Origin of the sequence: Paraburkholderia sp. ZP32-5 (assembly GCF_021390495.1) — a bacterium.
Classification (GTDB): domain Bacteria; phylum Pseudomonadota; class Gammaproteobacteria; order Burkholderiales; family Burkholderiaceae; genus Paraburkholderia.
The window spans coordinates 845,187-870,458 of sequence record NZ_JAJEJP010000001.1; the positions used below are offsets into that span (position 1 = coordinate 845,187).

Annotated in this window: 19 protein-coding genes and 1 pseudogene; 15 read left to right on the top strand and 5 right to left on the bottom strand. The window is 62.6% G+C overall.

The features are described 5' to 3' along the window. The first annotated feature begins 212 nt into the window (after positions 1-212). Both tolA and L0U82_RS03580 read left to right on the top strand, forming a co-directional pair. Positions 213-1,724 (top strand): cell envelope integrity protein TolA, encoded by a 1,512-nt coding sequence (tolA, locus tag L0U82_RS03575; protein ID WP_233828553.1) that lies wholly within the window; start codon positions 213-215, stop codon positions 1,722-1,724. A gap of 72 nt (positions 1,725-1,796) precedes the next feature. After that, the gene (locus L0U82_RS03580) at positions 1,797-2,978 is read left to right on the top strand and encodes a retroviral-like aspartic protease family protein (protein WP_233828554.1); all 1,182 of its coding nucleotides are present in this window, start codon (positions 1,797-1,799) and stop codon (positions 2,976-2,978) included. Positions 2,979-3,177: 199 nt separating this feature from the next. Here L0U82_RS03580 and L0U82_RS03585 read toward each other — a convergent pair whose 3' ends face one another. Beyond that, positions 3,178-3,831, bottom strand: a complete 654-nt coding sequence (locus L0U82_RS03585) for a protein-L-isoaspartate O-methyltransferase family protein (RefSeq protein WP_233828555.1) — start codon at positions 3,829-3,831, stop codon at positions 3,178-3,180. A gap of 320 nt (positions 3,832-4,151) precedes the next feature. Between L0U82_RS03585 and L0U82_RS03590 the strand changes: the two genes are divergently transcribed. From L0U82_RS03590 to L0U82_RS03615, 6 genes are all read left to right on the top strand, one after another. Then, complete coding sequence (locus tag L0U82_RS03590) at positions 4,152-5,240, top strand: LacI family DNA-binding transcriptional regulator (protein WP_233828557.1); 1,089 nt, start codon at positions 4,152-4,154, stop codon at positions 5,238-5,240. Between the two features lie 3 nt (positions 5,241-5,243). Further along, a complete protein-coding gene (locus tag L0U82_RS03595; RefSeq protein ID WP_233828558.1) occupies positions 5,244-6,731 on the top strand; it encodes a sugar ABC transporter ATP-binding protein in 1,488 nt (495 codons plus the stop codon). Beyond that, a complete protein-coding gene (locus L0U82_RS03600; RefSeq protein WP_233828559.1) occupies positions 6,712-7,725 on the top strand; it encodes an ABC transporter permease in 1,014 nt (337 codons plus the stop codon). The genes L0U82_RS03595 and L0U82_RS03600 overlap by 20 nt, the downstream gene beginning before the upstream one ends. 120 nt (positions 7,726-7,845) lie before the next feature. Then, entirely contained in the window at positions 7,846-8,808 is a 963-nt protein-coding gene (locus tag L0U82_RS03605) for a substrate-binding domain-containing protein (protein ID WP_233828560.1), read from the top strand. A 77-nt stretch (positions 8,809-8,885) separates the two neighbouring features. After that, positions 8,886-9,935, top strand: a complete 1,050-nt coding sequence (locus L0U82_RS03610; protein ID WP_233828561.1) for a sugar phosphate isomerase/epimerase family protein — start codon at positions 8,886-8,888, stop codon at positions 9,933-9,935. Positions 9,936-9,986: 51 nt separating this feature from the next. Next, positions 9,987-11,138 (top strand): Gfo/Idh/MocA family protein, encoded by a 1,152-nt coding sequence (locus L0U82_RS03615; RefSeq protein ID WP_233828562.1) that lies wholly within the window; start codon positions 9,987-9,989, stop codon positions 11,136-11,138. 9 nt (positions 11,139-11,147) lie between these two features. Here the strand turns inward: L0U82_RS03615 and L0U82_RS03620 are convergent, their stop codons facing one another. Then, entirely contained in the window at positions 11,148-11,408 is a 261-nt protein-coding gene (locus L0U82_RS03620) for a hypothetical protein (protein WP_233828563.1), read from the bottom strand. Positions 11,409-11,537: 129 nt separating this feature from the next. Between L0U82_RS03620 and L0U82_RS03625 the strand changes: the two genes are divergently transcribed. Continuing rightward, positions 11,538-12,302, top strand: coding sequence for a bestrophin-like domain (locus tag L0U82_RS03625; protein WP_233828564.1), 765 nt, complete (start codon positions 11,538-11,540; stop codon positions 12,300-12,302). Between the two features lie 70 nt (positions 12,303-12,372). On the opposite strand, the gene L0U82_RS03630 is transcribed toward L0U82_RS03625, so the two are convergent. Then, positions 12,373-13,311 (bottom strand): LysR family transcriptional regulator, encoded by a 939-nt coding sequence (locus tag L0U82_RS03630; RefSeq protein ID WP_233828566.1) that lies wholly within the window; start codon positions 13,309-13,311, stop codon positions 12,373-12,375. Positions 13,312-13,407: 96 nt separating this feature from the next. On the opposite strand from L0U82_RS03630, the gene L0U82_RS03635 reads away from it, so the two are divergent. Then, positions 13,408-13,911, top strand: coding sequence for a hypothetical protein (locus tag L0U82_RS03635; protein WP_233828567.1), 504 nt, complete (start codon positions 13,408-13,410; stop codon positions 13,909-13,911). 31 nt (positions 13,912-13,942) lie between these two features. On the opposite strand, the gene L0U82_RS03640 is transcribed toward L0U82_RS03635, so the two are convergent. Then, a complete protein-coding gene (locus tag L0U82_RS03640) occupies positions 13,943-14,851 on the bottom strand; it encodes a LysR family transcriptional regulator (protein ID WP_233828568.1) in 909 nt (302 codons plus the stop codon). A 151-nt stretch (positions 14,852-15,002) separates the two neighbouring features. Between L0U82_RS03640 and L0U82_RS03645 the strand changes: the two genes are divergently transcribed. The 4 genes and pseudogenes from L0U82_RS03645 to L0U82_RS39960 form a co-directional block, all read left to right on the top strand. Beyond that, positions 15,003-16,571 (top strand): MFS transporter, encoded by a 1,569-nt coding sequence (locus tag L0U82_RS03645; protein ID WP_233828569.1) that lies wholly within the window; start codon positions 15,003-15,005, stop codon positions 16,569-16,571. 434 nt (positions 16,572-17,005) lie between these two features. Continuing rightward, the gene (locus L0U82_RS03650; protein WP_233828570.1) at positions 17,006-21,919 is read left to right on the top strand and encodes an RHS repeat-associated core domain-containing protein; all 4,914 of its coding nucleotides are present in this window, start codon (positions 17,006-17,008) and stop codon (positions 21,917-21,919) included. Between the two features lie 37 nt (positions 21,920-21,956). Further along, the gene (locus L0U82_RS03655; protein ID WP_233828571.1) at positions 21,957-22,481 is read left to right on the top strand and encodes a hypothetical protein; all 525 of its coding nucleotides are present in this window, start codon (positions 21,957-21,959) and stop codon (positions 22,479-22,481) included. 329 nt (positions 22,482-22,810) lie between these two features. Continuing rightward, positions 22,811-22,958: pseudogene (locus tag L0U82_RS39960) on the top strand (RHS repeat-associated core domain-containing protein); the annotation flags it as partial. A gap of 533 nt (positions 22,959-23,491) precedes the next feature. Here L0U82_RS39960 and L0U82_RS03665 read toward each other — a convergent pair. Further along, the gene (locus L0U82_RS03665) at positions 23,492-23,866 is read right to left on the bottom strand and encodes a hypothetical protein (protein ID WP_233828573.1); all 375 of its coding nucleotides are present in this window, start codon (positions 23,864-23,866) and stop codon (positions 23,492-23,494) included. A 260-nt stretch (positions 23,867-24,126) separates the two neighbouring features. Here L0U82_RS03665 and L0U82_RS03670 point away from each other — a divergent pair, with 260 nt between their 5' ends. Continuing rightward, positions 24,127-25,194 (top strand): TauD/TfdA family dioxygenase, encoded by a 1,068-nt coding sequence (locus tag L0U82_RS03670; protein WP_233828574.1) that lies wholly within the window; start codon positions 24,127-24,129, stop codon positions 25,192-25,194. Positions 25,195-25,272: the final 78 nt, after the last annotated feature.

A 25,272-nucleotide genomic window follows, 5' to 3' on the forward strand; every position in this document is an offset into this window, starting at 1 on the left:
TTTGCTGTCCGCGAGCGAAGTGCGGCCGACATACGAATGCACGATAATCAAGCGGCGTTTGTGCAGTTCGGGTGCATCAGGTGCGGTAAGAGTCAACGCCAGCGCAACGGTGTCGCCGGTTTGCGCTCAGGCGACTTCAACGGCGAACGAATACAAAAATGCAGATATCGAGTCACAGGGGTTCAGTGCCGCGTGCGCGTGCCGGCAAAACGATGCGGGCCGTCGCCGTGGCGGCCGCCGGCCTCGCGGCTTTCGCCGGCATGATGACGGCGGCAAAGGCAAATGTCAGCGCCGCGCCGGAGACGCGCTACGTGTCCGCGCAGACCATCGGCTGCAGCTATGCTTTGTCCGCTGACGATCTGAAAGCCGTCGACGCTGCCGGCGGCCCCGCGCCGCGCTTCGGCGCCACCGTCAGGGTCTGGGTCGATGAGAGCGGCAAGGTCAGTGACGCGGTCGTGGAAAAATCGTCCCGCAATCCCGCCTTCGACAATGCCGCGCTGCAGGCGTCGCGGCGCGCCCAGTGCCGGCCCGTCATGGGCTCGGACGGCAAGCCCGTTGCGGTCGAAACGAATTTCGATTTCTCCGCGGCGCGCCCGATTGTCGATGCGCGCGGCACCGGCCAGGGCACGGCGGCGCCGCTGAGCGGTCTGCCCTTGGCGCCGTCGCTTATGGTCGGCACCACCAATTCGTCGCTGCTGGCCACGGCCTTGCCATTCGACCTCCGCAAGCCGCTCGATTCGGACCTGCTGGTCAGGTTCGGCATCGATCCCGGTTCGTCGAAGGCGAAGCTGCTGGCGGATTGGGCGCGCCAGGTCGTGGAGGATCCCGACATCAAGCGCTTCTTTTCATCCGATAACAACCCGGCCACAGCGGGGCAGGCTGCGTTGTTGCGCGGGATGGCGATGCTGGACGGCATCGCGAAGATCTCGCCGGAGGACCGCGAGCAGTTGACGGCGATGACAACACACGCGTTCGACAGCGCGCCGGAGGACTGCGGCGGAGTCAAGAACGTCCAGCTCGTGACATCGCGCTATATGAGCCTGGGCACGCAGAGTGACGCCGAACTCCAGGCGCAACTGCAGGCGCTGTTCCATCTGCTCAAGCAATCGACGCAAAGCACACCGCCGCCGGAGCTGACGCCCGGGCAGCGGCTGCAAGGACAGCTCGCGCTGTCGGCGTCGATCGCGGCGGCGCTGAAACACGATCCGTCGGAGACGGAAGATCTCGGCGTGTTGCTGGGCGGCAAGGTGGCGGATCTTTCGCCGCAGGTGTGGTGCAAAGCCACGCGTTTCTACCGGCACGCGTTCGATGCCACGCCGCAACCGCAGCGCGATTGGGTGATGGTCGCGGCCATCGAAGACCAGCGGCGTTCCGCGTCGATAGTGACGAACGCGCTAAAGAATCTGGCGGCGATGATGGCGGCCCGGCAATCCGCGCAGCAGCCGGCGTCCGCGCCGACCGTATTCGATTACGCGGAAATGGTGCGGCAACACGTGCGTCCGAACATCGTCTGGAGCGGCGAGGTGAAGGATCAGCAAACCGTGATCGAAGTGCATTGCACATCGTCGGGCAGCCTCGAATCGGCGAGGATCGTGCGCTCGAGCGGTGACCGCGGGTGGGACAAGGCCGCGCTCGACGCGGTTCGGCGCTCCGATCCGATGCCGCGCGACGAAAACGGCGAAGCGCCGCGCGTGTTCACGATCACGCTGCGGCCGGGGATTTGACGGCGATTTGACGGGGATGCGCTGAAGAGCGGTTCGAACAGCGTGAACACAATAAAACAGGCGCTATTTGCAATGAAAGCAGACGCTCGCGTGATGACCACCGCGTTGGTGCTGGCTGTGCCGATCCTCGCGGCATCTTGGGCGCACGCGCAAACGGCCGACGCCACGTGCCAGCTCACGAAAGAAGCCCAGCTTCCGCTCGTCGAACGCGCCGGGCGCTTTCTCGTCGAGGCCGGCATCAATGGCGAAAAGCGTCTTTTCGTGATCGACACCGGTTCGCAGAAATCCGCGCTGACACCCGCCGCCGCCGACGCGCTGAACCTGCCTTACGACCGCACCAGCGCGCAGCGGGTGATCGGCGTCGGGGATGCGATCACGCCGGACTATCCGCGGATCGCATCGATCGCGCTCGGCGCGACGCAATGGCCGGATCTGCGCGTGCCGGTCACCGGGGCGAACACCTTCGCGCGAATGGCCGAGCCGCAGCTTGCCGGCATTCTCGGCGCCGACATCCTGTCGCGCTATGACGTGGAACTCGACTTTCCCGCGCACACGATGACGCTCTACACGGCCGTCAATTGCCTCGGCCATTTCGTGCCGTGGAGCGGCGAGTTTCAGTCCTATTCGCCGGAGTACACGCCGCGCCATCTTTTCCTGATGAACGTGCGGCTCAACGGTCAGCCGATGCGCGCGATCCTCGATACCGGCGCCGCGCGCTCGCTGGTCGGGCGCGAAGCCGCGCAGCGCGCCGGTGTCGATGGCGAGATGCTCGCGCGCGATCCGAAGACGTCCGGCGAGGGCGTCGCGGGGACGTCGTTTGTGATCTACCGGCATCGTTTCGACGCGCTGCAGATCGGTACGCGCGTGTTCAGGAACGCGCAGATCGAGATCGGCGATACCGGCGTGCCGCCCGGCGTCGGCATGCTGCTCGGGATGGACTTCCTAAGATGGCGGCGCGTGTGGCTGTCTTATTCGACTGGCTGGGTATTCATGCAGCGCGACGCAGCGGCGGGCGGAGCGAAGCCGGCGGCGTTGGCTTCCGCTTCGGGCGCGACGGCGGCAATGGCCCCGCAGCCACTCGACGCGGCCGGCCAGCTACAGCAGGTCTACGCGTCGGGCACCGCCCTGGCGGGGCCGCCGGATGCTCCGATTCCGCAGTTTTCGAGTCATTCGCATATCACGTACAGGATGGTTCCGCACGTCGTGCAGACGCCGCGGCTCGCGCCGCCGCCGCTGGCTCTGCCGCCGCAGTGACACGCGTGAAGCGCTGAGCGTTATGGCGATGGATAGCCGCCGCGCCGATACGGTGTCGAATTCAGCCGAATCCGGCACATGCGCGTGACGCTTTTATTTGAGTGACGCTGGGGACTGTGTTGACGCAGACGGCAGCGAGCGCGCCGTCCGGTTGGTCGATGGCGCGGCCTGAAGGCCGCGCCTGACGCAGAGGTATCGCTTAGAACTTGAAACGCGTCGGCTGCACCGCGTTGGCAAGCGGCTCGACATAGGTTTCGAACACGTCGGCGATGCGGTACTGCTTGTCGTCGATACGCGTGATGATCTGCGCCTTCATCACCGGCGCGGTGCCGACGAATGCCGCGAGACGGCCGCCAACTTTCAACTGTTCGAGGATTTCCTGCGGCAGCACCGGCAGGCCGCCCGACACGCAGATCACATCGTACGGTGCCGCGCCGGCCCAGCCGCGCGACGCGTCGCCGGTCGCGACTTCGGCGTTCAGCACGCCATTGGCGATCAGGTTGCTCTTCGCCAGTTCGGCCAGTTCCGGCTCGATGTCGACGGTCAGCACGTGCTGCGCGCGGTGCGCGAGCAGTGCCGCCATATAACCCGAACCCGCGCCGATTTCGAGCACGCTTTCGTGCTTCTTCACCGCCAGTTCCTGCAGCGTGCGCGCCTCGACGCGCGGCGCCAGCATATGCTGGCCGGCCGGCAGCGGCACTTCGAAGTCGGCGAAGGCGAGATCGCGGTAGGCGGCGGGGACGAAATTCTCACGCTTGACGATCGACAGCAGATTCAGCACGTCCTGGTCGAGCACTTCCCAGGGGCGGATCTGCTGTTCGATCATGTTGAAACGCGCTTGCTCGATGTTCATGGTGGATTCGGCGGTTTTGGTTTGGCGAGCGGGCGAGGTGTGCCGCGGACTTTTGCCCTGACTGGTGCCGCGGCGGGTTGCCGCCGGGCGCGGCCTGGGAGAAAGCCTTCAGACTGCAAGCCGCGTCAGAGTAACTGCGGGATTGTACCAAATGGCGGTGTCGCGCCGAACGCTCGCGGGCACGATTGCGGCAGGCGGCCGGTCGAGCGGCGCTGTGTGACCCCGTAGGGCCCCCGTGTTAATCCCTAGCGATCCGTGCTTGCGATTTGCGCCAGCATCGTTCAAAAATGTAATCGATTACATTTTCGTCGCGAGTCGCCGTGTCCAGAACGCCGTCCCGGTCGTTGCCAACTACGTCACCAGCTTCGGCGTCTGCGAGAACGAGCCAACCCGACGCGCGTTGGCAACACGGCACCGAAGGGCCGTCGATTTCCGGCGTGGCGGAACAGGCGGGCGTGTCGGTCGCGACGGTGTCGCGCGTGTTGAACGGTCACGACAACGTGCGGCCGGCCACGCGCGACAAGGTACTCGCCGCCATCGACGCGAGCGGCTATCGCGTGAACGAACTCGCGCGCAATCTGCGCACCGCCGAAAGCCGCCTGCTGCTGACGATGGTCCCCGACTTCGGCAATCCGTTTTACGCCGAGATCGTGCGCGGCATCGACAGCGTCGCGCGGCAGCACGGCTATTTCATGCTGTTGTGCGATACCGGCGCTGACCCCGGCCGCGAGCGCAGCTACTTCGACATGCTGCGGCGACGCCGCGCGGATGGCGCAATTTGCCTGGACCCCGCGACGATCCAGCAGGCGCTCGGCGACGCGTCGCACGCGCTGCCGTGGGTCGCGTGCTGCGAGTTCGATCCGGCGGTCGGCGTACCGTATGTCGGCATCGACAACTATCAGGCCGCCGGCGACGCGGTGCGGCACCTGCTCGCGCGCGGCCACCAGCGTATCGGGCTGATCAATTCCGACGTCGACTATCTGTATGCGCGGCAGCGTCAGCAGGGCTATCTCGATGCGTTGAGCGACGCGGGCATCGCACCCGACCCGAACTGGCGGATGAATCTGAACAGCCTCGACTATGAAGCGGGCGCCGCGGCCGCGGCCACGCTGATGCAGCAGCCCGACGCGCCGAGCGCGATTTTCGCGGTGTCCGACACGCTCGCGATCGGCGTGATCCACGGCTTGCGTAGCGTCGGCAAGCGCGTGCCCGACGATGTCGCGGTGGCCGGTTTCGACGACATTTCGCTCGCCGCGCAGATCGATCCGCCGCTGACGACGATCGCGCAGCCGATGCGCGAACTTGGCGAAACGGCCGCGCGTCTGTTGTTGCAGCGTCTCGCCAATCCGCAAGCCGAGGTGCCCGGCGTGTTGCTGCCGCATCGTCTGGTGGTTCGCAGGAGCACCTGAGCGATGAGCCTCGCGATCCGCTTCGACGACATCCGCAAGGACTTCGGCCCGGTGCGTGTGCTGCACGGCGTGAGCTTCGAGCTTGCGCCGGGGCGCATCTACGGTTTGCTCGGCGAGAACGGCGCCGGCAAGTCGACGCTGATGAAAATCCTCGCCGGCTACGAGGTGGCGAGTTCGGGCAGCGTGTTCGTCGATGGCCACGCGCAGCACTTTGCCGGTTCGCGCGATGCCGAGGCGCAGGGCATCGTGCTGATTCACCAGGAGTTCAACCTCGCTGAGCATCTGACGATCGCGCAGAACATGTACCTCGGCCACGAGAAGCGGCGCGGCTGGTTCGTCGACGATGCGGCAATGCGCGTCGATGCCGCGCGTTATCTGGCGCAGGTCGGGCTCGAGCGCGCGCCGGACACCAAGGTGCGCGAGTTGATCGTCGCGGAAAAGCAGATGGTCGAGATCGCGAAGGCGCTGTCGCGGCGCGCGCGTCTGCTGATCATGGACGAGCCGACCGCGACGCTGACGCCCGCCGAAACCGAACGCCTGTTTGCGCTGATGAGCAGATTGAAGGCCGACGGCGTGACGATCGTCTACATCTCGCACAAGCTCGATGAGGTCGAACGCATCACCGACGAAGTGATCGTGATGCGCGACGGCCGTTTCGTCGCGCGCGGCGAGACCGCGGAGCTTGCGCGTCAGCAGATGGCGAATCTGATGGTCGGGCGCGAGCTGTCCGATATGTTCCCCGACAAGCTGACCGTGTCCACCGATGCGCCGATCGCGTTGCGGGTCGCCGGCCTCACGGTGCCGGATTGGGTCGAGGATCTGAGCTTCGACGTGCGCGCCGGTGAAGTGCTCGGCTTCGCGGGTCTCGTCGGCGCGGGCCGCACCGAAGCGTTCGAAGCGATCATCGGTTTGCGCAAACGTATCGCCGGCGACATCGAAATCGCCGGGCGTCATGTCGATCTGAAAAGCCCGCGCGATGCGATGCGCCACGGCCTCACGTATCTGAGCGAGGACCGCAAGGGCAAGGGCCTGCATGTCGATCTGAGCCTGCAGGACAACCTCACGCTGATGACGCTCGAACGCTACGCGCATCCTCTGCTCGATATGAAGGCGGGGCGCGCGGCGTTGACCAAAGCGGTCGGCGAATTCGGCATTCGCACCGGCGACCTGTCGAGCCGCGCGCGCATGCTGTCGGGCGGCAATCAACAGAAGCTCGCGCTCGCGAAGTTTCTGCAACCCGACCCGAATGTGATCGTGCTCGACGAGCCGACGCGTGGCGTCGACGTCGGCGCGAAACGCGACATCTATTTCCTGATTCATCGTCTCGCCGCGCAAGGCCGCGCGGTGATCGTCATTTCATCCGAACTGATCGAGCTGATCGGCTTGTGCCATCGCGTCGCGGTGATGCGCGCGGGACGCCTGCAAGCGACGCTGACACTCGACCATCTGACCGAAGAGGAGTTGATCGCCCATGCGACCGGCACCCACTGAGACCGTGCAAAGCGGCCGCGCGCTGCGCGTCGCGCGGCGCCTTTATACGCTCGGGCCGCTGGTCGGGCTGATTCTGCTGTGCATCGTCGGCACCTTGCTGAATCGCGACTTCGCGACGCTCGACAACCTGATGAACGTGCTCACGCGCACGTCGTTCATCGGCATCATCGCGGTCGGCATGACCTTCGTGATCATTTCGGGCGGCATCGATCTGTCGGTCGGCTCGATGGCCGCGCTGATCGCGGGCAGCATGATCTGGCTGATGAACGGCCTGGCCGCGGGCGCGGCCGGCCACGCGCTGCCGCCGCTCGCGATCGTCGCGATCGGCATCGTCGCGGCACTCGTGCTCGGCGCGGTATTCGGTTGCGCGCATGGCCTGCTGATTACCAAGGGGCGCATCGAGCCGTTCATCGTGACGCTCGGCACGCTGGGGATCTTTCGCGCGGTGCTGACGTGGCTCGCCGATGGCGGTGCGCTGACGCTCAACGATTCGCTGTCCGATCTCTACGGTCCGGTGTATTACGCGAGTCTGTTCGGCGTACCCGTGCCGATCTGGGTATTTCTGGTGGTCGCCGCGGGCGGCGCGCTGATCCTGAATCGCACCGCGTTCGGCCGGCATGTACAGGCAATCGGTTCGAACGAGCAGGTCGCGCGCTATGCGGCGATTCGCGTCGATACCGTGAAGATCGTCACGTATGTGCTGGTCGGCATCTGCGTCGGCGTCGCGACCGTGCTGTACGTGCCGCGGCTCGGTTCGGCCACGCCGACCACGGGGCTGTTGTGGGAACTGGAGGCGATCGCGGCGGTGGTGGTCGGCGGCACTGCGCTGAGGGGCGGCGAGGGGCGCGTGGTCGGCACGGTGATCGGCGCGATCCTGCTGTCGGTGATCGCGAACATCCTGAACCTGACCAGCATCATCAGCGTGTATCTGAACGCGGCGGTGCAGGGCGTGGTGATTATCTTCGTCGCGTTCGTGCAGCGGGGCAGGCGGTAGAGGCGCGGTAGTAGCTGTGGTGCGGCAACGGTAGTGCAGCGGCAGCAAGGCAACGATGGCAATGCAACGGCAGGTCCGAAAAACGAGGCGCCCGGACGCCTCATCAATGGAGACACAACCATGAAGCAGGTCATTCGAGCGATCGGCGCCGGCATGCTGGCGTTGGGAATACTGGGCACCGTAGGCGCGGCGCGTGCCGACGACAAGGTCACGCTGGGCGTCGCGATTCCGACGGCCGACCACGGCTTTACCGGCGGCATCGTCTGGTGGGCGAACAAGGCGAAGGCCGATCTGGAGAAAGCGCATCCCGATCTGAAGGTGATCGTGAAGACCGCGGCCGGCGCGCCCGAGCAGGCGAACCAGTTGCAGGATCTCGTGACCGTCAACAAGATCAACGCGCTGGTGATCTTCCCGTTCGAATCGGCTTCGCTGACGCAGCCGGTTGCGCAGGTGAAGAAAAAAGGCGTGTACGTGACGGTCGTCGATCGCGGGTTGACCGACACCAGCGCGCAGGATGCGTATGTGGCCGGCGACAACACCGCGTTCGGCAAGATCCCCGCCGAGTATCTGGCGAAAGCGCTCGACGGCAAGGGCAATATCGTCGCGCTGCGCGGCATTCCGACCACGCTCGACAACGAGCGCTGGACTGCCTTCACCGGCGTGATGAAGAACTATCCGGACATCAAGATTCTCGATGCGAAGTACGCGAACTGGAATCGCGACGACGCGTTCAAGGTGATGCAGGACTATCTGACGCGCTTCAAGCACATCGACGCGGTATGGGCCGCCGACGACGACATGGCCGTCGGCGTGATCAAGGCGATCGATCAGGCCAAGCGCAACGACATCAAGATCGTGTTCGGCGGCGCGGGCTCGAAGGGCATGGTGAAGAACGTGATGGACGGCGCGCCGATGATCAAGGCCGACGTGTCGTACTCGCCGAAATTCATCTACGACGCGATCAAGCTGACCGCCGAAGCGCGTCTGAAGGGCGACAAGCTGCCGGCCACGACGATCATTCCGTCGGTGCTGATCACGAAGGAAAACGCGCAGCAGTTCTATTTCCCGGACTCGCCGTTCTGAGTGATGGGTAGCGCGCGCACGCGTCCGGCGAGAGCAACGGACGCGGCCCGCGCGCGCCAGCTTCGAGGAGCCGTACGATGAAAACCATCAAAGGTCCGGCGATCTTTCTCGCCCAGTTCATGGGCGACGACGTGCCGTTCGACAATCTCGCGCATCTGGCGGGCTGGGCCGCCGGCCTCGGCTTCAAGGGCATTCAGGTGCCGTGCGACTCGCGCCTGATCGATCTCGACAAAGCGGCCACGAGCGACGCGTATTGCGACGAACTGCGCGAAACGGCCGACAACGCGGGTGTGACCATCACCGAGCTGTCGACCCATCTGCAAGGCCAACTGGTCGCCGTGCATCCGGCCTACGACACGTTGTTCGACGGCTTCGCCGCGCCGCAGGTGCGCGGCAATCCGGCGGCACGCACGCAATGGGCGAGCGAGCAGATGAAGCTCGCCGCGCAGGCATCGCAGCGGCTGGGACTGACCACGCATGTGTCGTTTTCGGGCGCGCTCGCGTGGCCGTATCTATACCCGTGGCCGCAGCGGCCGGCCGGTCTCGTCGAAGCCGCGTTCGACGAACTCGCGCGCCGCTGGAGCCCGATTCTCGATGCATTCGATGCGGCCGGCGTCGACGTCTGCTACGAGTTGCATCCGGGCGAGGACCTGCACGACGGCGTCACGTTCGAACGCTTTCTCGACGCGGTCAAACAGCATCCGCGCGCGAATATCCTGTACGACCCGAGCCATTTCGTGCTGCAACAGCTCGATTACCTTGCGTTCATCGATATCTATCACGAGCGCATCAAGGCGTTTCATGTGAAGGACGCGGAGTTCCGGCCCACCGGCAAGCAGGGCGTGTATGGCGGCTATAGCGGCTGGGTCGAACGGGCGGGACGCTTTCGCTCGCTCGGTGACGGGCAGATCGATTTCGGCGCGATCTTCTCGAAGATGGCGCAGTTCGATTTTCCGGGTTGGGCCGTGCTCGAATGGGAGTGCGCGTTGAAGCATCCGCACGACGGCGCACGCGAGGGTGCGGAGTTTATTCGCCGCCACATCATCCGCGTGGCCGAGCATGCATTCGACGATTTCGCCGGCAGCGGCGTCGATGACGCGCAACTGAAAAGCGTGCTCGGGATTTGATCTAACGCGTTGATAACGGCTGCAGCGGCTCGACGCAAGGAGCGTGAAGCAATGCAACGAAGAAGGCTCAGACTCGGCATGGTCGGCGGCGGGCAGGGCGCGTTCATCGGCGCCGTGCATCGGATCGCCGCGCGGCTCGACGACTGCTTCGAACTGGTGGCGGGCGCGTTGTCGTCCGATCCGCAACGCGCGCAGGCGAGTGCTGTCGAGGCCGGTATCGCGCGCAGCTACGCGGACTGGCGCGAGATGGCGCGCGCCGAAGCCGCGCGCGACGACGGCATCGACGCGGTCGCGATCGTCACGCCGAATCATCTGCATGCGCCGGTCGCGACAGCGTTTCTCGAAGCGGGCATTCACGTGATCTGCGACAAGCCGTTAGCGGTTTCGCTCGCAGAGGGTGAAGCACTCGCGCGGCTCGCACGCGACAAGAAGCGGCTCTTTGCGTTGACGCATACGTATTCCGGCTATCCGCTGGTGCGGCATGCGCGCGAGCTGGTCGAGCGCGGCGAGTTGGGCGACATACGTGTCGTGCAGGTCGAATATGCGCAGGACTGGCTCGCCGAGCCGGTCGAAGCAAGCGGCACGAACAGGCAGGCAGGGTGGCGCACCGATCCGGCGCTGGCCGGGCCCGCTGGTTGTCTCGGCGATATCGGCACGCACGCGTATCAGCTTGCCGCGTTCGTGACCGGGACGATGCCGGACGCGCTAGCGGCGGAAGTGCATACGTTCGTGCCGGGACGCCGTATCGACGATCACGTGCAGGCGATGCTGCGCTATTCGAACGGCGCGCGCGGGATGTTGTGGGCGAGTCAGGTGGCGAGCGGCGCGGAGAACGCGCTGCGTTTGCGAGTGTATGGCACGAAGGCGGGGCTCGCATTCGATCAGGAGCAGCCGAACGAATTGTGGTTCACGCCGCTGGGTGGACTGGCCGAATGCCTGACCCGCGCGCGTGTGAAAAGCGCAATTGCCGCGCATGCGACGCGCGTGCCGGCGGGGCATCCTGAAGGTTATCTGGAAGCGTTCGCGCAGTTGTACAAGGATGCGGCGTTGCAGATCGAAGCGTTGAACGCGGGGCTGGCGGCACCGCCGGAAAGCCGGCTATTGACGACCGTCGACGATGGCGTGGCAGGGCTGCGTTTTATCGATACGGTGTTGAGAAGCAGCGCCGCGGATGGCGCATGGTCGCGGATTGGACCGGCGTGAAGCGCGGCATCAACCGCCTTTGCTTTTCTTGATCTGCGCCTCGAACGCGACATCGAGCTTGCTGGCCTTGCGCGGTTTTTGCGGGCCGAATGCGTCGACGAATTTGACGAAGTCGTCGAGCGTCAGCGGTTCGGACACTTTCTTGTCGGCACCGCTCGATTTGTCGACCAGATAGAACAGTCCGCCGGACAGGCTGATCGCGGCGAAACGCGGATTACCGCTGCGTGTTTTCAGCCGCTCGACGGCGTGGATGGCTCGGGTGGTGCGCATGATGTCGAACCGCGGATTGCGAATGGGAAGAGAACATTACTTTAACAATTTTGCGCGTCGGCAGGTAAGAATGGCCATTGGTGAGATCCTCTCTACCCGGAAGCAGGTATCTGAAAACGGAGGCAGCGCATGTCAGCATTCGTCGATCATCCGGCCACCATGTTTGTCGTGCTTCTCGTCGTCTTCGCGCTTGCCATCGCTTTCGGCGCATCGGTTTTGCGACGCTTTCTGAAGCTCTCCGGCGAAGAGCGCGATGACTTCAATATCGTTCAGACCTCGACCTTGACACTGCTTGCGCTGCTGATCGGTTTTACGTTGTCGATGGCGGTCAACCGCTACGATCAGCGCAAGAATCTGGAAGAAAACGAAGCGAACGCAATCGGCACCGAATATGCACGCGCCGATGTGGTCGACGCTGCCGTCGGCGCGCGGATCAAGACGGAACTGGTTCACTACGCGCAATTGCGGCGCGAACATTTTCAGACGCGGGACCCGGGGGAGCTGGCGCGCGTCGATCGGGCCACGACGCAATCTCAAACCGAACTGTGGCGGCTCGCCACCCAGGTCGCGAAAGACCAGCCGACGCCGATCGGCGCGGCCGTGATGACCGGCATGAACGACGTACTCAACTCGCAGGACTATTCCGAGGCGGCGCTTGAAAACCGCATTCCGCGCGGCGCGTGGGTGCTGATGATCATGATCGCGATGCTGGCCTGCGCGGTGCAGGGTTATGGTGCGAAAGGCCATATTCGCAGGGGGCTGCTCGTCGTTATCCTGCCCGTCACGGTGGCGCTTTCGCTGACGCTCATTGCGGATATCGACAGTCCGCGAGGTGGCTTCATTCTCGTGCAGCCGCAAAATCTGACGAGGTTGCTCAGGTCGTTGGGCACATGATATCGAGCGGCGCAGTTGGGTGTTGCGCTTTGTTCATGCGCATTTTTTGCGCGCTATCGCGCGCTTCGCGTCATTGCGCGCAAGGAGCCTCGCCGTCGCTAGCCGCGCGGCTCTTTACATGATCGATGAACGCGCGCAGCTTCGGCAACATCTGCTGGCGGCTTGGGTAGTAGAGAAACACGCCAGGTATCATCGGCGCGTATGGCTGGAGCACCTGTATCAGCGTGCCCGTTTTCAACCCCTGGGCGACCATCGGCTCGGGTAGCTGAGCAAGACCGACGCCTTCGATCGCCGCGCCGAGCATGGTCGGAAAATCGCTTGAAATCAGCGGACCGGACACGGCGATCTCCAGCGCGCGACCGTTATCGTTGAACGACCATAGCGCGAGCGCGCCGCTGGATCGGCGCCAGCGCAGGCAGGCGTGCTGACGCAGGTCGTCGACATGTTCAGGCCGCTCGCGCTGCGCGAAATACGCGGGGCTGCCGACGACGACGAAACGCAACGGCGGTGTCATCGGCACCGCGACCATGTCGGCGGCGACGAACTGACCTAGCCGGATGCCGGCGTCGAATCCTTCCGCGGCCAGATCGATCAGCGCCTCGTTTGCGGAGATTTCCACCTCGACTTCAGGATTGGCCTTGCAGAAGGACGCGATCAGCGGCTCGAGCAGCAGCGGAACCACCGCGCGCGGCACCGAGAGCCGCAACAGGCCAGTTGGCCGCTGGCCGAGGTCGCGCGCCACTTCGCTCGCGGCGACCAACTCCTCGAAAGCGGGCTTCGCGCGCGACAGAAACCGTTCGCCGGCTTCGGTCAGGCCGACGCTGCGCGTGGTGCGTGTGAAGAGCGCCGCGCCGATGCGCTCTTCGAGCACACGCACCGTCTGACTGATAGCTGACGGCGTCACGCCGAGTTCGGCCGCGGCCCGGCGAAAACTACGATGCTGGGCCACGCTCAGGAATACTTCGACGCCATCGAGTGCGCCCTGTCTGACTGTGAAGTTCTGCTTCATGGGCCGTCAACATTGTGAGGAATAGTCGCTCGCGCGACACGATGGTACACCTGACATCTGTTGAAAACCTTCAGCAGATCCGCCTCAGGAGGCTTCATGTCGCCGCAACTTCTTTTCCAGCTGCACCTCGTGCTCGGCTATGTCGCGTGGCTTTTGTGCTTCGGCACTTACGCGTGGCCGAAGCTCAAGTTGATGGATCCGTTCGATGCACAACGTGCGATTGCCACGTTGCACAGCTTCCGCTTCTTCGGTCTGGTCTTCCTGTTGCCGGGCGTCGTGGGTTCCGGCCTGCCGGCGAGCTTCGCTGTGTTCGCCGCCTATGGCGACTTCGTCACGGCCGTGCTGGCGATGCTGGCGCTACTCGTGGTGCGCGTGCGTGCGCTGTTCTGGTTGTTTATCGTGGCGTTCAATGTGGCGGGGATAACCGATCTCGTGCTCGATTACTACCACGCCGTTCAAGCCGATCTGCCCGCGCGCGCGGGCGAGTTGGGCGCGATGTACGTGATTCCGATCCTCTATGTGCCGGTGCTGATGATTACGCACGGCGCGGCGTTTTATCTGCTGTTGCGGCGACAGATGAGGGTGGTGCCGGGGTATTGAGCGCGGGATCGTTTATCGTTGTCGCCGACAACTATTCGCCGATCATCGCCGGAATCCGCTCCTTCAGTGCATCGATCGCAACACGGGTTTTCGCCCGCAAATGACGCGCTTTTGGCCAGATCGCATAGATCTCCTGAGAGCGGACCCGATAGCTGCCGAGCACCGGCACGAGCGCACCGCTTTGCGCGTGACGCGTGAGCAGCCAGCACGGCAGCCATGCGAGCCCGTAACCGTCGATCGCTGCCGCGGCGATCGCCTGAATGTCGTCCATGCTGACCTGCGAGCGAATGCGCAGCGGCTCGCCATCACGACCGACGCTTTTCTTCGCATCCCACGGCGTGACCACGCCCGCGCGCGAATAGGCAATCCCGACGTGATCCGCGAGTTGTTCGATGTTGCGCGGCGTGCCGTGGCGCGCCAGATACGCGGGCGACGCGCCGATCGCGATGTGCTGCGTGCCGAGCCGCCGCGCCGCGAGCGTGCTGCTGTCGCGCAGCTCGCCGATACGCACGGCGAGATCGAAACCCTCTTCGATCAGATCCGTATAGCGGTCAGTAAAGGAAACGTCGATCTGCAAGTTCGGATATTTCCGCGCGAGGTCGAGCAGCACCGGCGCCACGCATAGATGCCCAAACGCTTCCGGCACGCTCACGCGCAATCTTCCGCTGGGCTCCGCGCGGCCGTGATCGAGCGCGGCCTCGGCGACGTCGAGTTCCGCGAGCGCGCGCACGCATCCTTCGTAATAGGCCTGGCCCTCGGCGGTGAGCGTCTGGCTGCGCGTGCTTCGCTGCAGCAGCCGCACGCCGAGCCGCGTCTCCAGCCGTCCGATCGCCTTGCCGACCGCCGAGCGCGTCAGGTCCATCCGCTCGGCGGCGAGTGCGAAGCTGCCGGCCTCGACCACCTGCACGAAGGTCGCTACGCCATCGAGGTTATCCATCATTTTTACGGTCCGTTATTGGTTCCCGTCAGGAATCTATCATGGGAATTTAACTGGTCAATAGGGGAATCATATTCTCGTAGACTCCACCAGGAAATCCGCCGATCCGCTGTTCATTCAGAGCCAGCGGCGCGCAATCTTTGTGGAGTCAGATATGCAGGTATGTGAGATCGAACGTGAAGCATCCACCGACAAGACTTTCCCATTCCGGATTCGACAGAACACCGTCGCGCTGATCGCCGTTTGTCTCGCGGTGATGACGTTCAGCCTGGAGATCTCCAGCGTGCCGGTGATCCTGCCGACGCTGGAAACCGTGTTGCATGCGGACTTCAAACAGATCCAGTGGATCATGAACGCGTACACGATCGCCTGCGCAAGCGTGCTGATGGCAACCGGCACGCTCGCGGACCGGTTCGGCCGCAAGCGCCTGTTCATCATCACGATCGCGCTGTTCGGCGTTGCGTCGCTGTTGTGCGGACTGGCGTCGAGTTCGTCCGTGCTGATCGCGAGCCGGTTCCTTCAGGGCGCGAGTGGCGGCGCGATGCTGATCTGTCTGGTCGCGGTGCTGTCGCATCAGTTTCCGCAGGGCGCGGAGCGTGCAAGAGCGTTTAGCGTGTGGGGCATCATCCTCGGCATCGGGCTTGGTTTCGGGCCGCTGGTCGGCGGCGCGATCGTCGCGTTGTCGAGCTGGAAATGGGTGTTCTGGGTCCACGTGCTCATTGCGCTGGTGACCTTGGCGCTCGCCATTGCCGGCGTGCGCGAGTCGCGTGATCCGCAGGCGCAAAAGCTCGACGTGGCCGGCATGGTGACGCTGTCGGCGGCGATCTTCGGCTTCGTGTGGTTCATTACGCAGGGTGCCGATATCGGCTTCACGAGCCGCGCCGGGTTGACGATTCTTGCCGCGAGCGCCTGCGGTCTCATTGCATTCTTCGTGATCGAATTGCGCAGCGCGCATCCGATGTTCGATTTTTCGGTGTTCAGGATCCGCAATTTTTCGGGAGCGTTGCTCGGTTCGGTGGGAATGAACTTCAGCTTCTGGCCTTTCATCATCTATCTGCCGATTTATTTCCAGCATGCGCTCGGTGAGGGGCCGGTCGTCGCAGGGATGTTCCTGCTCGCTTATACGCTGCCCACGCTGGTGTTTCCGCCGATCGGCGAGCGCCTGGCACTGCGCTACACGCCGACTGTCGTGATTCCGGCGGGGCTCTTCACGATCGGGCTCGGCTTCTTTCTGATGAGACTCGGCAGCGCAATCAATCCTGCCAGTGCGCTCGCGATTCTGCCTGGCTGCCTGATCTCGGGTGCGGGGCTCGGTATGACCAATACGCCGGTGACGAACACGACGACGGGGTCCGCGTCCGGGGCGCGAGCCGGCATGGCCTCGGGCATCGATATGAGCGCGCGGATGATCACGCTCGCGATCAACATCGCGATGATGGGCTTGCTGTTGATGAAGGGGGTTGCGCATCGTTTGCAGGATGCGTTTGCGGGCGCGAACGTCGCTGGCTCTTGGGATGGTGTGGCAAGCCGCGTTGCCGCTGGTGACCTGGAGCCTGTCCACGCCGTGGTGGGGGCCGCGTTGCACTCAGATGCGATCGCCGAGGTGAGCCGTGCCGCGCTCGTGCATGGGTTTGGTTGGCTGATGGTTTATGGAGGGAGTGCGGTTTGTGGACTCGCTGTCGTGAGTTATCTGATCTTTTCCGGGGGGAAAGTTAGAGAGTAAGTGGCTGTGTTGACGGCCTGGTCGGAGGGGCTTTCTTAAGGTGGCTTGATGCCACCTTTATTTATTGATCGACCATCTTGAAAATGAATAAAAGTAAAAAAGCGAGCTGAAGGTTATTTTTCGTCAAGATTTTCTCGTCTCAATTTAATTCTGTTGAACACTGCTGGCTGAATGGTCGGGATGGTCAGGCAGCGGTTGTTCATAGCGGTTGCTCGCATAAGGCGGCATCTGCTGGATGTGATATGCGAGATCTGATCTGAAGACGCTGAGCCTGTGACATCTGTTCACGTGTGGTGGTGGTTCAAGGATCCGGCCAGTAGTGCGATGAGCATGCGGAGCGCTGAGGTATCCGGTGCCTCCGTACCAAGTATGAGTGATGGCGCTATTGCCGCGCCTGTTGCTCAGTCCTTCGAATAACAGAACCTCTTTGCCTGATGACTTCTGAAACCACGCCCGCGCAGCATGGCGCGCTGACTGTCCAGTCGCCCGCCGCGGTCAGACTCAATGCGCAGAACCGACGCCTTGTACAGAGCAGTGTGCCTGGCACGATGCCGAGCCAACCGTCCACGGCCAGCCTCCTCATCCAGAAAGGCATCGACGCGGTCGAAAACCACGGCCTCGAAGTCTTCGTGCAGTGCCTGTACATGGTGCCGGGCGTCGGTAACGCGCTCTCGCTCAGGGATGTCGCAATCGACCTGTATCGCATCTGCTCGGTACAGGGCGCTGCAACCGACGTGTCGAACTGGATGATCCTCGCGATCGATGCAATCGGCGTGGTGCCCGGTGGCAATGAGGTGCCCGTGCCGGTGCGCACCGTGATGAAGGACATCGCGATCGGCTTCGTGAAAGGCATGATTCCGGCGATCGCGCTCGACATGCTGTGGGGCGCGGCCCAGGGCAACGCGAAGGACTATCTGACGCAGCTCGACCAGCACATGGCGCGCTGGAAGGACGACATCCGCAGGTGGGTGTCGCAGACGGTGCAGGGGTTGCGTTCGTTCATCGCGAGTCCGCCTGGCGTTCTGGCCCAGCAACGCGCGATCGAAGGAAAGAAGGATCAGGGGTTCTGGTCTTGGCTGCCCGATGGCGAGACCGTCATGGTCCATGCGGTGGATGAACTGCTGACGGTCACGCTGCGCGGCAGCGACGAGCCGGTGCGCGACGTGCTGCTGGGATGGCTCGCGCAGTTCGAGCGCGACAGTAATGGAATGCTGGATCAGGCGTTCGGCGCCGCGGAGCAGACCGGCACGCTGCTGGCCATGGCCGCGCAGATCGCGCGGGCATTCGAGGCGCGGCGTCATCACGCGTCGCACGTTGTCGAACGCGGCCCGGGGCCGGCGCATGAGCCGGATGTCAAGGGCGCCGCGCATATCGGGCACTACCAGACGGGTGCCCAGGCAAGCCAGTTACCCGCGGCCTGCCACTGTCTGCTGCCCCCGGCAAATCGGATCAGCGAACGGCCGATCGACTACGCGACCGGCGACGAGAACCTGGCGCAGACCGATTTCGTCGTCGACGGCATCGTGCCGATCGTGTGGTCGCGGCTGTACCGCTCAAGCCTCGATGCGTACGACGCCAGTCCGCTCGGCGCGCGCTGGAGCAGTGCGTTTCACCTGTCGCTCGAAGCACGCGAAGATGGGTCGCTGGTTTTCTTCGATGCGGAGAGTCGCGCGGTGCCGTTGCCGTACGTTGCGGTGGGTGATGCGGTTGAGGCGCCTGCCGAGCATCTGTCCGTGGCGCGGCCGGACGCAAAAACCGTTCTGGTGACGTATCTGGACGGCAGCCACGAAACCTATGTCCTCGCGGGCCCACGCTACCGGCTGCAGTCCCGGCTCGGGCGTGATGGTCTCGGTCACACCCTCAGCTACAACGAGGCCGGTGAACTCGCTTCCATCGGCGACGGCCACGATACCGCCATCCGCCTGACCTACCGCGATGGCCGTGTCAGCGCAATCCATCGCATCGACGGCCAGGGCCTGGACCTCGGCCTGCTCGCGACTTACCGCTATGACGACACCGGCGATCTGCTCGCCCATCACGACGCGCTGGACCAGGTGCGCGAGTACGGTTATCGCGATCACCTGCTCACCCGCTATAGGGACTTCAACGGTTACGCCGTGCATCTCGACTGGCACTGGCCGGGCAAACCGGACGGGCTAGCTGCCCCTGCCAGCGCGCAATGCGTGCGCACATCCATCCGTCCCCCCGGCGCGGATCGCCTGAACAGCCGCAAAATCCTCGAGGAAACGCGCTTCGAGTACCACCGTGAGCACTGGTTCACGAAGGTCACCGATGCCGCGGGCAACGTGACGTTCTACCGCTACGACCGCGACAACCGGATCGTGCGGGTCGAGCGCGCGGACGGCACGGGCGAATCGTACGAGTGGGACGCGAACCACAACATCACTGGCATCCGCGATGCGGCGGGCCGCATGCGCCGTTTCGACTACGACGCGCAGGGGCGCATCGTCGCCGAGACGGATGCGGTGGGCCGCAAAACACTGACCGAATACGACGCGCACGGCCTGCCGGTGAAGGTGACCGGGCCAGCCGGACAGACGACCACCACCGCCTACGATCCGCTGGGTCGCCCGGTTTCGGTCACAGATGCAGCCGGCCGCATCACGCAATACGCGTGGAACGACGCTGGACGCCTTGTTTCGCTGACCGATCCCAAAGGCGGTGTGCGGCGCTTCTCGTACGATGCAGCCGGACGTCTGCTGCAGGCGACCGACTGCTCCGGGTATGCGACCCGCTATCAGTACGATGCGCAGGGCCACCTGCTCAGACGGATCGATGCGGAAGACGCGGAAACGAGCTATCAGCACGATGCGCTGGGACGGCTCGTGAAGGTGACCTATCCGGACGGCCCGACAGAATCCTTCCAGTACGACGGTGAAGGCAACGTGGTGGCGCACATCGATGGCGCGATGCAGGTCACCCGCTTTGCCTGGACGATGGACAGGCGCCCTGTCTCACGCGAGGACGCGGCCGGTCATACGGTGATGTACTGGTACGACGACCAGTGGCGACTGGTGAAGCTCATCAACGAGAACGGCAGCGCCACGAGTTTTAAATACGACGTGATCGGGCAACTGATCGAGCAGACCGGTTTCGACGGCAGGACGGTACGGCACGAATACGACGAGGCGGGATTCCGCATCGCGTCGCGCGAGGGTGACGTCGAAACGCTTTTTACCCGCGACGCCTTGGGGCGGCTGAAGGAGCGCATCGTCCGTAAAGCAGGCGCGGAGCACGCGGACTGCCACGAGCAGTTCTACTACGACCTGCACGGACGGCTCACGGCCGCGCAGACGCCGGGCAGCCGGGTGGTGTTCCATTACGACGATGCCGGCAACCTGATTGCCGAAGAACAGCATCTGCGGACTGAATCCGCCGGCCCGTACGTGGCGGTGACGCGGCACGGGTATGACGCGTTGGGCAACCGGATCAGGACGCAACTGCCGAACACGCTGAAGATCGACTGGCTGCGCTATGGCTCGGGACATGTACACGAGGTGATGGTCAATGGCGAGCCGCTGCTCGACTTCGAGCGGGACAGGCTGCATCGCGAGACCACGCGGACGCACCGGGCGTTCAGTGCCCGGCGGGAATACGATCCGGCCGGGCGGCTGCTGAAGCAGATCGCGCAACTGGCGCCATCGCCTTCGCCATCGCTGTCGCAACCCCAGGCGCAGTCGCACTCACAGCCAGCTGCAACGGAGACTCCCACGCGTCTGTCCGGGCGCCGCTATCGCTATGGCCCGCAGGGCCACCTGACACATATCGACGATGATCTGCGCGGCGCGACGTCGTACGGTTATGACCCGGTGGGACGTCTGCTGGAAGCGGTAACGCCTGACCTGACGGAGACGTTCGCCTACGACCGGGCCGGCAACCGTGTTGATCCGGAGAAGGTGCCGGTAAGACCCGAAGTGGAGACGTTCGCCGAACGCGTCGCGCGTCACACCCGCGAGCAGGCGCAGTGGGAAGCGGCCAATCCGGGCCGGCAGTACTACATGGGAACCCGTCCGGACGAACGCGCGAACCGTGAAGACGCGCTGATGGCGGAGTACGAACGCAGGCTGCCGAAGTGCCTCGATAACCTGCTGAAGGAACTGGAGCACACGCGCTATCACTACGACGAGCGGGGCAACCTGATCCGCCGGATCGACTGGGGTGGACCGACGTGGGTCTATCGCTACGACCTGTCGAACCGGCTCGTCGAGGCGAGTCGCTATGCGAAGACGCCCGAGGATACGACGGACCAGCACGGCACGGATGCGCACCACCGCCACCGGACATACATCGGCAGAACGATTCCCGAGCTGACGGCGACATACCGGTACGACGCATTCGGCCGTCGCACGGTCAAGGAGGTGATGCAGCCCGATGGCAACACGGACATCACGGTGTTCGTGTGGGACGGCGATGTGCTGCTGATCGAGGAGCGTTTTACCCGTACGCCGCAGAAACCGGCGTGGCCGCGTCCGGTGGCGCCCGAACCGGCACTCGCGTCGATGGTGCGGGAGGATCCGGAAGACGCGTATTCGCTGCCGGTGGCGCAGCGCGCGCATGCGCTGGATGTCGCATGGCAGGGCGTGTCGCTCTACCTGCACGAGCCGGGCACGTTCGTGCCGCTCGCGCGCATCGACGAAAAGCTGGTCGAGCCCGCGTATCTGGCAACGGGTACCGATGGCCGCGCGGTGCGGGTGCCGGCGAAGACTACACACACGACGCTGTTCTATCTGAACGATCATCTCGGGACACCGCAGGAGATCGTCGATGATTCGGGCAAAGTGGTGTGGATCGGGCGGTACAGGGCCTGGGGGGCTGAAAAGAAAGGGACGAAGGTTAGGCAGGAGAAGCCCGACCCGGTCGGCGCGGTCAACCCGATCCGGTTTCAGGGGCAGTATCACGATGAAGAGACGGGGCTGCATTACAACCGGTATCGGTACTATGATCCGGACATCGGGCGGTTCATCAGTCCCGATCCGATCGGGCTGGCGGGTGGGATTAACGTTTATCAATACTCGCCGAATCCGGTGCAGTGGATTGATCCGCTGGGCCTCATGGGGAAGCCGATTCTGGGCGGCACCCCTAAAGACGCTCAAAAGACCGTTAATAAAGGCCAAGGGCCATCTGATATCACCAGAATTGATGAACCAGAAAGTAGTGTGCCAGGTAGTCAATGGCATGCACACTGCAAATGTGGTGCGGCAATTAACCAAGATGGCTCAATGCATGACAAGGCAAAGGCCAAAGGGAAATCTATACAGCAGCTTTTTTCGAATAAGACACTGAAATGGCTTCAATCTTTCGGCTGGACATCTCCCAAGGAAGAGTGAGTGGATTGCGTGACTAACGGATAAATTGAGAGAAACTATGAGCGTGAATATTATTCCTAATCCGAAAAAAATATTCAGTAAAAAATTCATCTACCAAGATTGTCTGGATGTTGATCTTCTGCTTCAACATACGGAGGCACCGGAGGTCTACCCGTTGATATATAGACAGCATCAAATTGAGAGTTGGAGGCTGGCATTTCCACATGGGAATTTGCTTGCACTATGGATCGGATGCGCAGTCTTCGTAAAAAATTATGCCAAGAATGCAGCAGAAAAATCCAGGGAGGAAAATTTTTTTACGTGTATAGCCTTCTCAATGTATGAGCCAGATGATGAGGAAATTTTGATTCCAAAAATTTATGTGGCTAATGCGGAAAGAAAGAACCAGATTTCGGCTGCACTTCGCAAAGTAAAGTTCAATAGAGAATCTGCCAGAATTCTTGAAATCAAAGCGGCATTCGAGGCGTGCGGAATGTTGAATGATTTTTCATTTTATGAAGATAGATTTGACGATCCATCAGGGGATGGAAAAATAATTTGGCTATATTGTATTCAATCTTAAAACAGATGACTAATCGCGATGGGTTGTGTGAGCGGTCATTTGTGTATACGCGACTAGAGGAAAGCTGGCGAAGTAGAAATCGTGTGGCGAACAAAGTTGCAGAAGAAGTAGAGGCGCCAGGCGGGTTTGAATCTGAAGTCTGCGAGACGTGTACGACTTGCTAACCGACTTGCCCTAACCAGCTGTCGTGCGACGTCGAGATGGCTTGTTGCGCAGGGCTCAACAACATGTCATTCAATGTGAGATACCGCGACGGCGAGGAATGCGACGTGCATCGCTGCAGGAAATCGCAACAACTGAACGGTTAGCTGTAGCGGCAAGTGGAGGAACTGCATTACAACCGGCATCGGTACTATGATCCGGACGCCGGGCGGTTCATCAGCAGGGATCCGATCGGGCTCGCGGGTGGGATTAATGTCTATGCGTATGCGCCGAACCCGGTTGCGTGGATCGATCCGCTTGGTTTAAGCGCGACAACTCCGCCGACAATCAGCGCGACGGATATAACGGACAAAACGCGCACTGAGATTCGAGATCTCGCGAATCAAAGGGGACTCGTTGTGGCAAAGCAAGATGCTTCGGGTGCGCCGATAAAATGGAAGTGTCCGTGTACAGGGAAAGAACGTCTCCGACTAGACCGTGGCCATATAGATCAGACAACAGGATTGCCCTACAACGATCCCAAAGCTGCTGTTGACCATGTACATGCATATGACTCAACGGGGAAGGCGAAGGTTGTTTCGCCAGACGATGGCAATCCTCATTTCCCAACTACAGGTGAATAGCAATGCACGCCGGAAAAGAGAAAAATTACTTTGAATCAAGCGATGGAGCGCTTCGGATATGGATAGAGCAAGAGTCATCCATTCATATCAAAGCAGTGACAAAAGAAGGTGATCCAGTCGAATTGTCTGAGTCGGAGGCACTGGAGATAGCAGATGTGTTAAAGAACTTCGCAAGTCGAGTCTAGTTATAAACGGGGCCGCAAATGCGGCTCCTGGTTTCTTCTACTAGGAGGTCATGCGCTGCCGCGCCCAGTTGTCCGCACCTGAGCGCGCCATACCTCGCGCGGTTGTTATTGCGACCTTTCCCGTTGTCATCGTCTTCGCGGCCGGCACACCATGCGCAATCGTGCCCAGCACCGCCCCGGTAATTTGATCCTCAAAAATCGTGGCTTCGAGCACCGCCTTGGCTACGTGCTTCTCATCTTCGAACATCGCACACAACGCCTCGAACTGAAGGCAGAACTCATCGCCACGCCCGCGTTCGTTCACATCGAACAACAACGCATCAGCGCTTACGGACAAAGCGATAGCGAGCCGTTTGAAGATATCGACAGCAGGCAGGCTGGCCCTCGTTCTTCTTTCACAGTGAAGGATCTGCACGACGTGGGAATTTTCCCGGCCGGCCAGTTACTGCGCCTCGCTGCGCTGTTTGCGACGCCACAACGCTCCCCACCACCCTCGCCGCTACCGCGAATAGGTGTTTGCCCGCATTCTTACGAGAACCGCTTGAAGGAAAACTAGCCGCGACTTATCGTGCATATCTTGTATATACAACCCTGCAGCGCGGCAGCAGCGCCCGTGCTAACCACATCGAAGATCGGGGCCGACAGCGCCCGGGTCTCAATCACTTTGGAGAACCCATGTCATCCGCCGAATACCTGCAAGGTGCGTGTGTGTGGAACGGTGTCGAGATGTACGAGAACCCTCGCTGGGTCAGAGACTTTCCGGCCGTCGTACTGGATGAGATCGACGTCGCGGTCCGCAAGTCGGCCGATATCGATTGGGCCGACGTCAACCGCGATACCTTCGCGCTGCCGAGCGCAAAGGCGTTTTTCGACGACGTGCGCGAAGAACTCGAAAACGGCTCGGGGATGGTGAAGATCCGCGGCCTCGATGTCGGCCGCTACGATCAGGAACAGTTGCGTCGCATCTGGTATGCACTCGGTCATCATCTCGGCACGCCGATGTTCCAGAACCGCCGTGGCGAACTGATGCGCGAAATCAAGGACGAAGGCGCGGGCGTCGGTGCCAAACTCTATGGTTCGACCGTGGACGCTTCGGGCAAGGAATTCCTGTCGTCGGGCGCGCGCACGCTGTCACCCGGTGAGCTGCGCTTTCACACCGATCGCTGCGACGTGGTCGGTTTGCTGTGCGTACGCCAAGCGTCGGAAGGCGGCGTCAGCAAGCTCGCGAGCAGTGCGACTGTCTACAACGAAATGCTCAAGCGCCGGCCGGATCTGCATGCGTTGCTGTGCAAACCGATTCCGCGCAGCCGCTTCGGCGAAGAAGCCGGCGGCCAATACGTGACTTACGATCTGCCGGTGTTCGGCGTGCGGGACGGTAAGCTCACGAGTCACTTTTCGCTGACGTACATCGAGAATGCGCAACTGCTGTCGAGCGTGCGCAAACTGACCGATGCGGAGCACGAAGCGTTGCGGATGCTGCTGCAACTCGCTCAGGAGCAATGCTTCGAAATGCGCTTCGCGCCTGGCGACATCCAGCTACTGAACAACCATATCGTTTATCACGGGCGCACCGCTTTCAAGGACGACGCAACGACCGGCCAGGACCGGATGCTGATGAGGCTGTGGTTGTCGGTGCCGAACTCGCGCGCGTTGCCTGAAGATCATGCAGTGCTGTGGGGCGATGTGACGGGCGGCATGCCTCATGGCGGCATCGCACAACCCGCGACGCCTTGCGCCGCTTGAAGCGCAGGGCTTGTCCCGATCTCGTTTTGCTGTCGTACTCGGTAATCTGTAGACGTGTACCCGGTCGTTGAACAAGCA

What these genes read in the sequence shown, in the direction of transcription:
- tolA (WP_233828553.1), top strand. Translation starts at nt 213, where the DNA reads ATGCGGGCCGTCGCCGTGGCGGCCGCCGGCCTCGCGGCTTTCGCCGGC.
- L0U82_RS03580 (WP_233828554.1), top strand. Translation starts at nt 1,797, where the DNA reads ATGAAAGCAGACGCTCGCGTGATGACCACCGCGTTGGTGCTGGCTGTG.
- L0U82_RS03585 (WP_233828555.1), bottom strand. Translation starts at nt 3,831, where the DNA reads ATGAACATCGAGCAAGCGCGTTTCAACATGATCGAACAGCAGATCCGC.
- L0U82_RS03595 (WP_233828558.1), top strand. Translation starts at nt 5,244, where the DNA reads ATGAGCCTCGCGATCCGCTTCGACGACATCCGCAAGGACTTCGGCCCG.
- L0U82_RS03600 (WP_233828559.1), top strand. Translation starts at nt 6,712, where the DNA reads ATGCGACCGGCACCCACTGAGACCGTGCAAAGCGGCCGCGCGCTGCGC.
- L0U82_RS03605 (WP_233828560.1), top strand. Translation starts at nt 7,846, where the DNA reads ATGAAGCAGGTCATTCGAGCGATCGGCGCCGGCATGCTGGCGTTGGGA.
- L0U82_RS03610 (WP_233828561.1), top strand. Translation starts at nt 8,886, where the DNA reads ATGAAAACCATCAAAGGTCCGGCGATCTTTCTCGCCCAGTTCATGGGC.
- L0U82_RS03615 (WP_233828562.1), top strand. Translation starts at nt 9,987, where the DNA reads ATGCAACGAAGAAGGCTCAGACTCGGCATGGTCGGCGGCGGGCAGGGC.
- L0U82_RS03620 (WP_233828563.1), bottom strand. Translation starts at nt 11,408, where the DNA reads ATGCGCACCACCCGAGCCATCCACGCCGTCGAGCGGCTGAAAACACGC.
- L0U82_RS03625 (WP_233828564.1), top strand. Translation starts at nt 11,538, where the DNA reads ATGTCAGCATTCGTCGATCATCCGGCCACCATGTTTGTCGTGCTTCTC.
- L0U82_RS03630 (WP_233828566.1), bottom strand. Translation starts at nt 13,311, where the DNA reads ATGAAGCAGAACTTCACAGTCAGACAGGGCGCACTCGATGGCGTCGAA.
- L0U82_RS03635 (WP_233828567.1), top strand. Translation starts at nt 13,408, where the DNA reads ATGTCGCCGCAACTTCTTTTCCAGCTGCACCTCGTGCTCGGCTATGTC.
- L0U82_RS03640 (WP_233828568.1), bottom strand. Translation starts at nt 14,851, where the DNA reads ATGATGGATAACCTCGATGGCGTAGCGACCTTCGTGCAGGTGGTCGAG.
- L0U82_RS03645 (WP_233828569.1), top strand. Translation starts at nt 15,003, where the DNA reads ATGCAGGTATGTGAGATCGAACGTGAAGCATCCACCGACAAGACTTTC.
- L0U82_RS03650 (WP_233828570.1), top strand. Translation starts at nt 17,006, where the DNA reads ATGACTTCTGAAACCACGCCCGCGCAGCATGGCGCGCTGACTGTCCAG.
- L0U82_RS03655 (WP_233828571.1), top strand. Translation starts at nt 21,957, where the DNA reads ATGAGCGTGAATATTATTCCTAATCCGAAAAAAATATTCAGTAAAAAA.
- L0U82_RS03670 (WP_233828574.1), top strand. Translation starts at nt 24,127, where the DNA reads ATGTCATCCGCCGAATACCTGCAAGGTGCGTGTGTGTGGAACGGTGTC.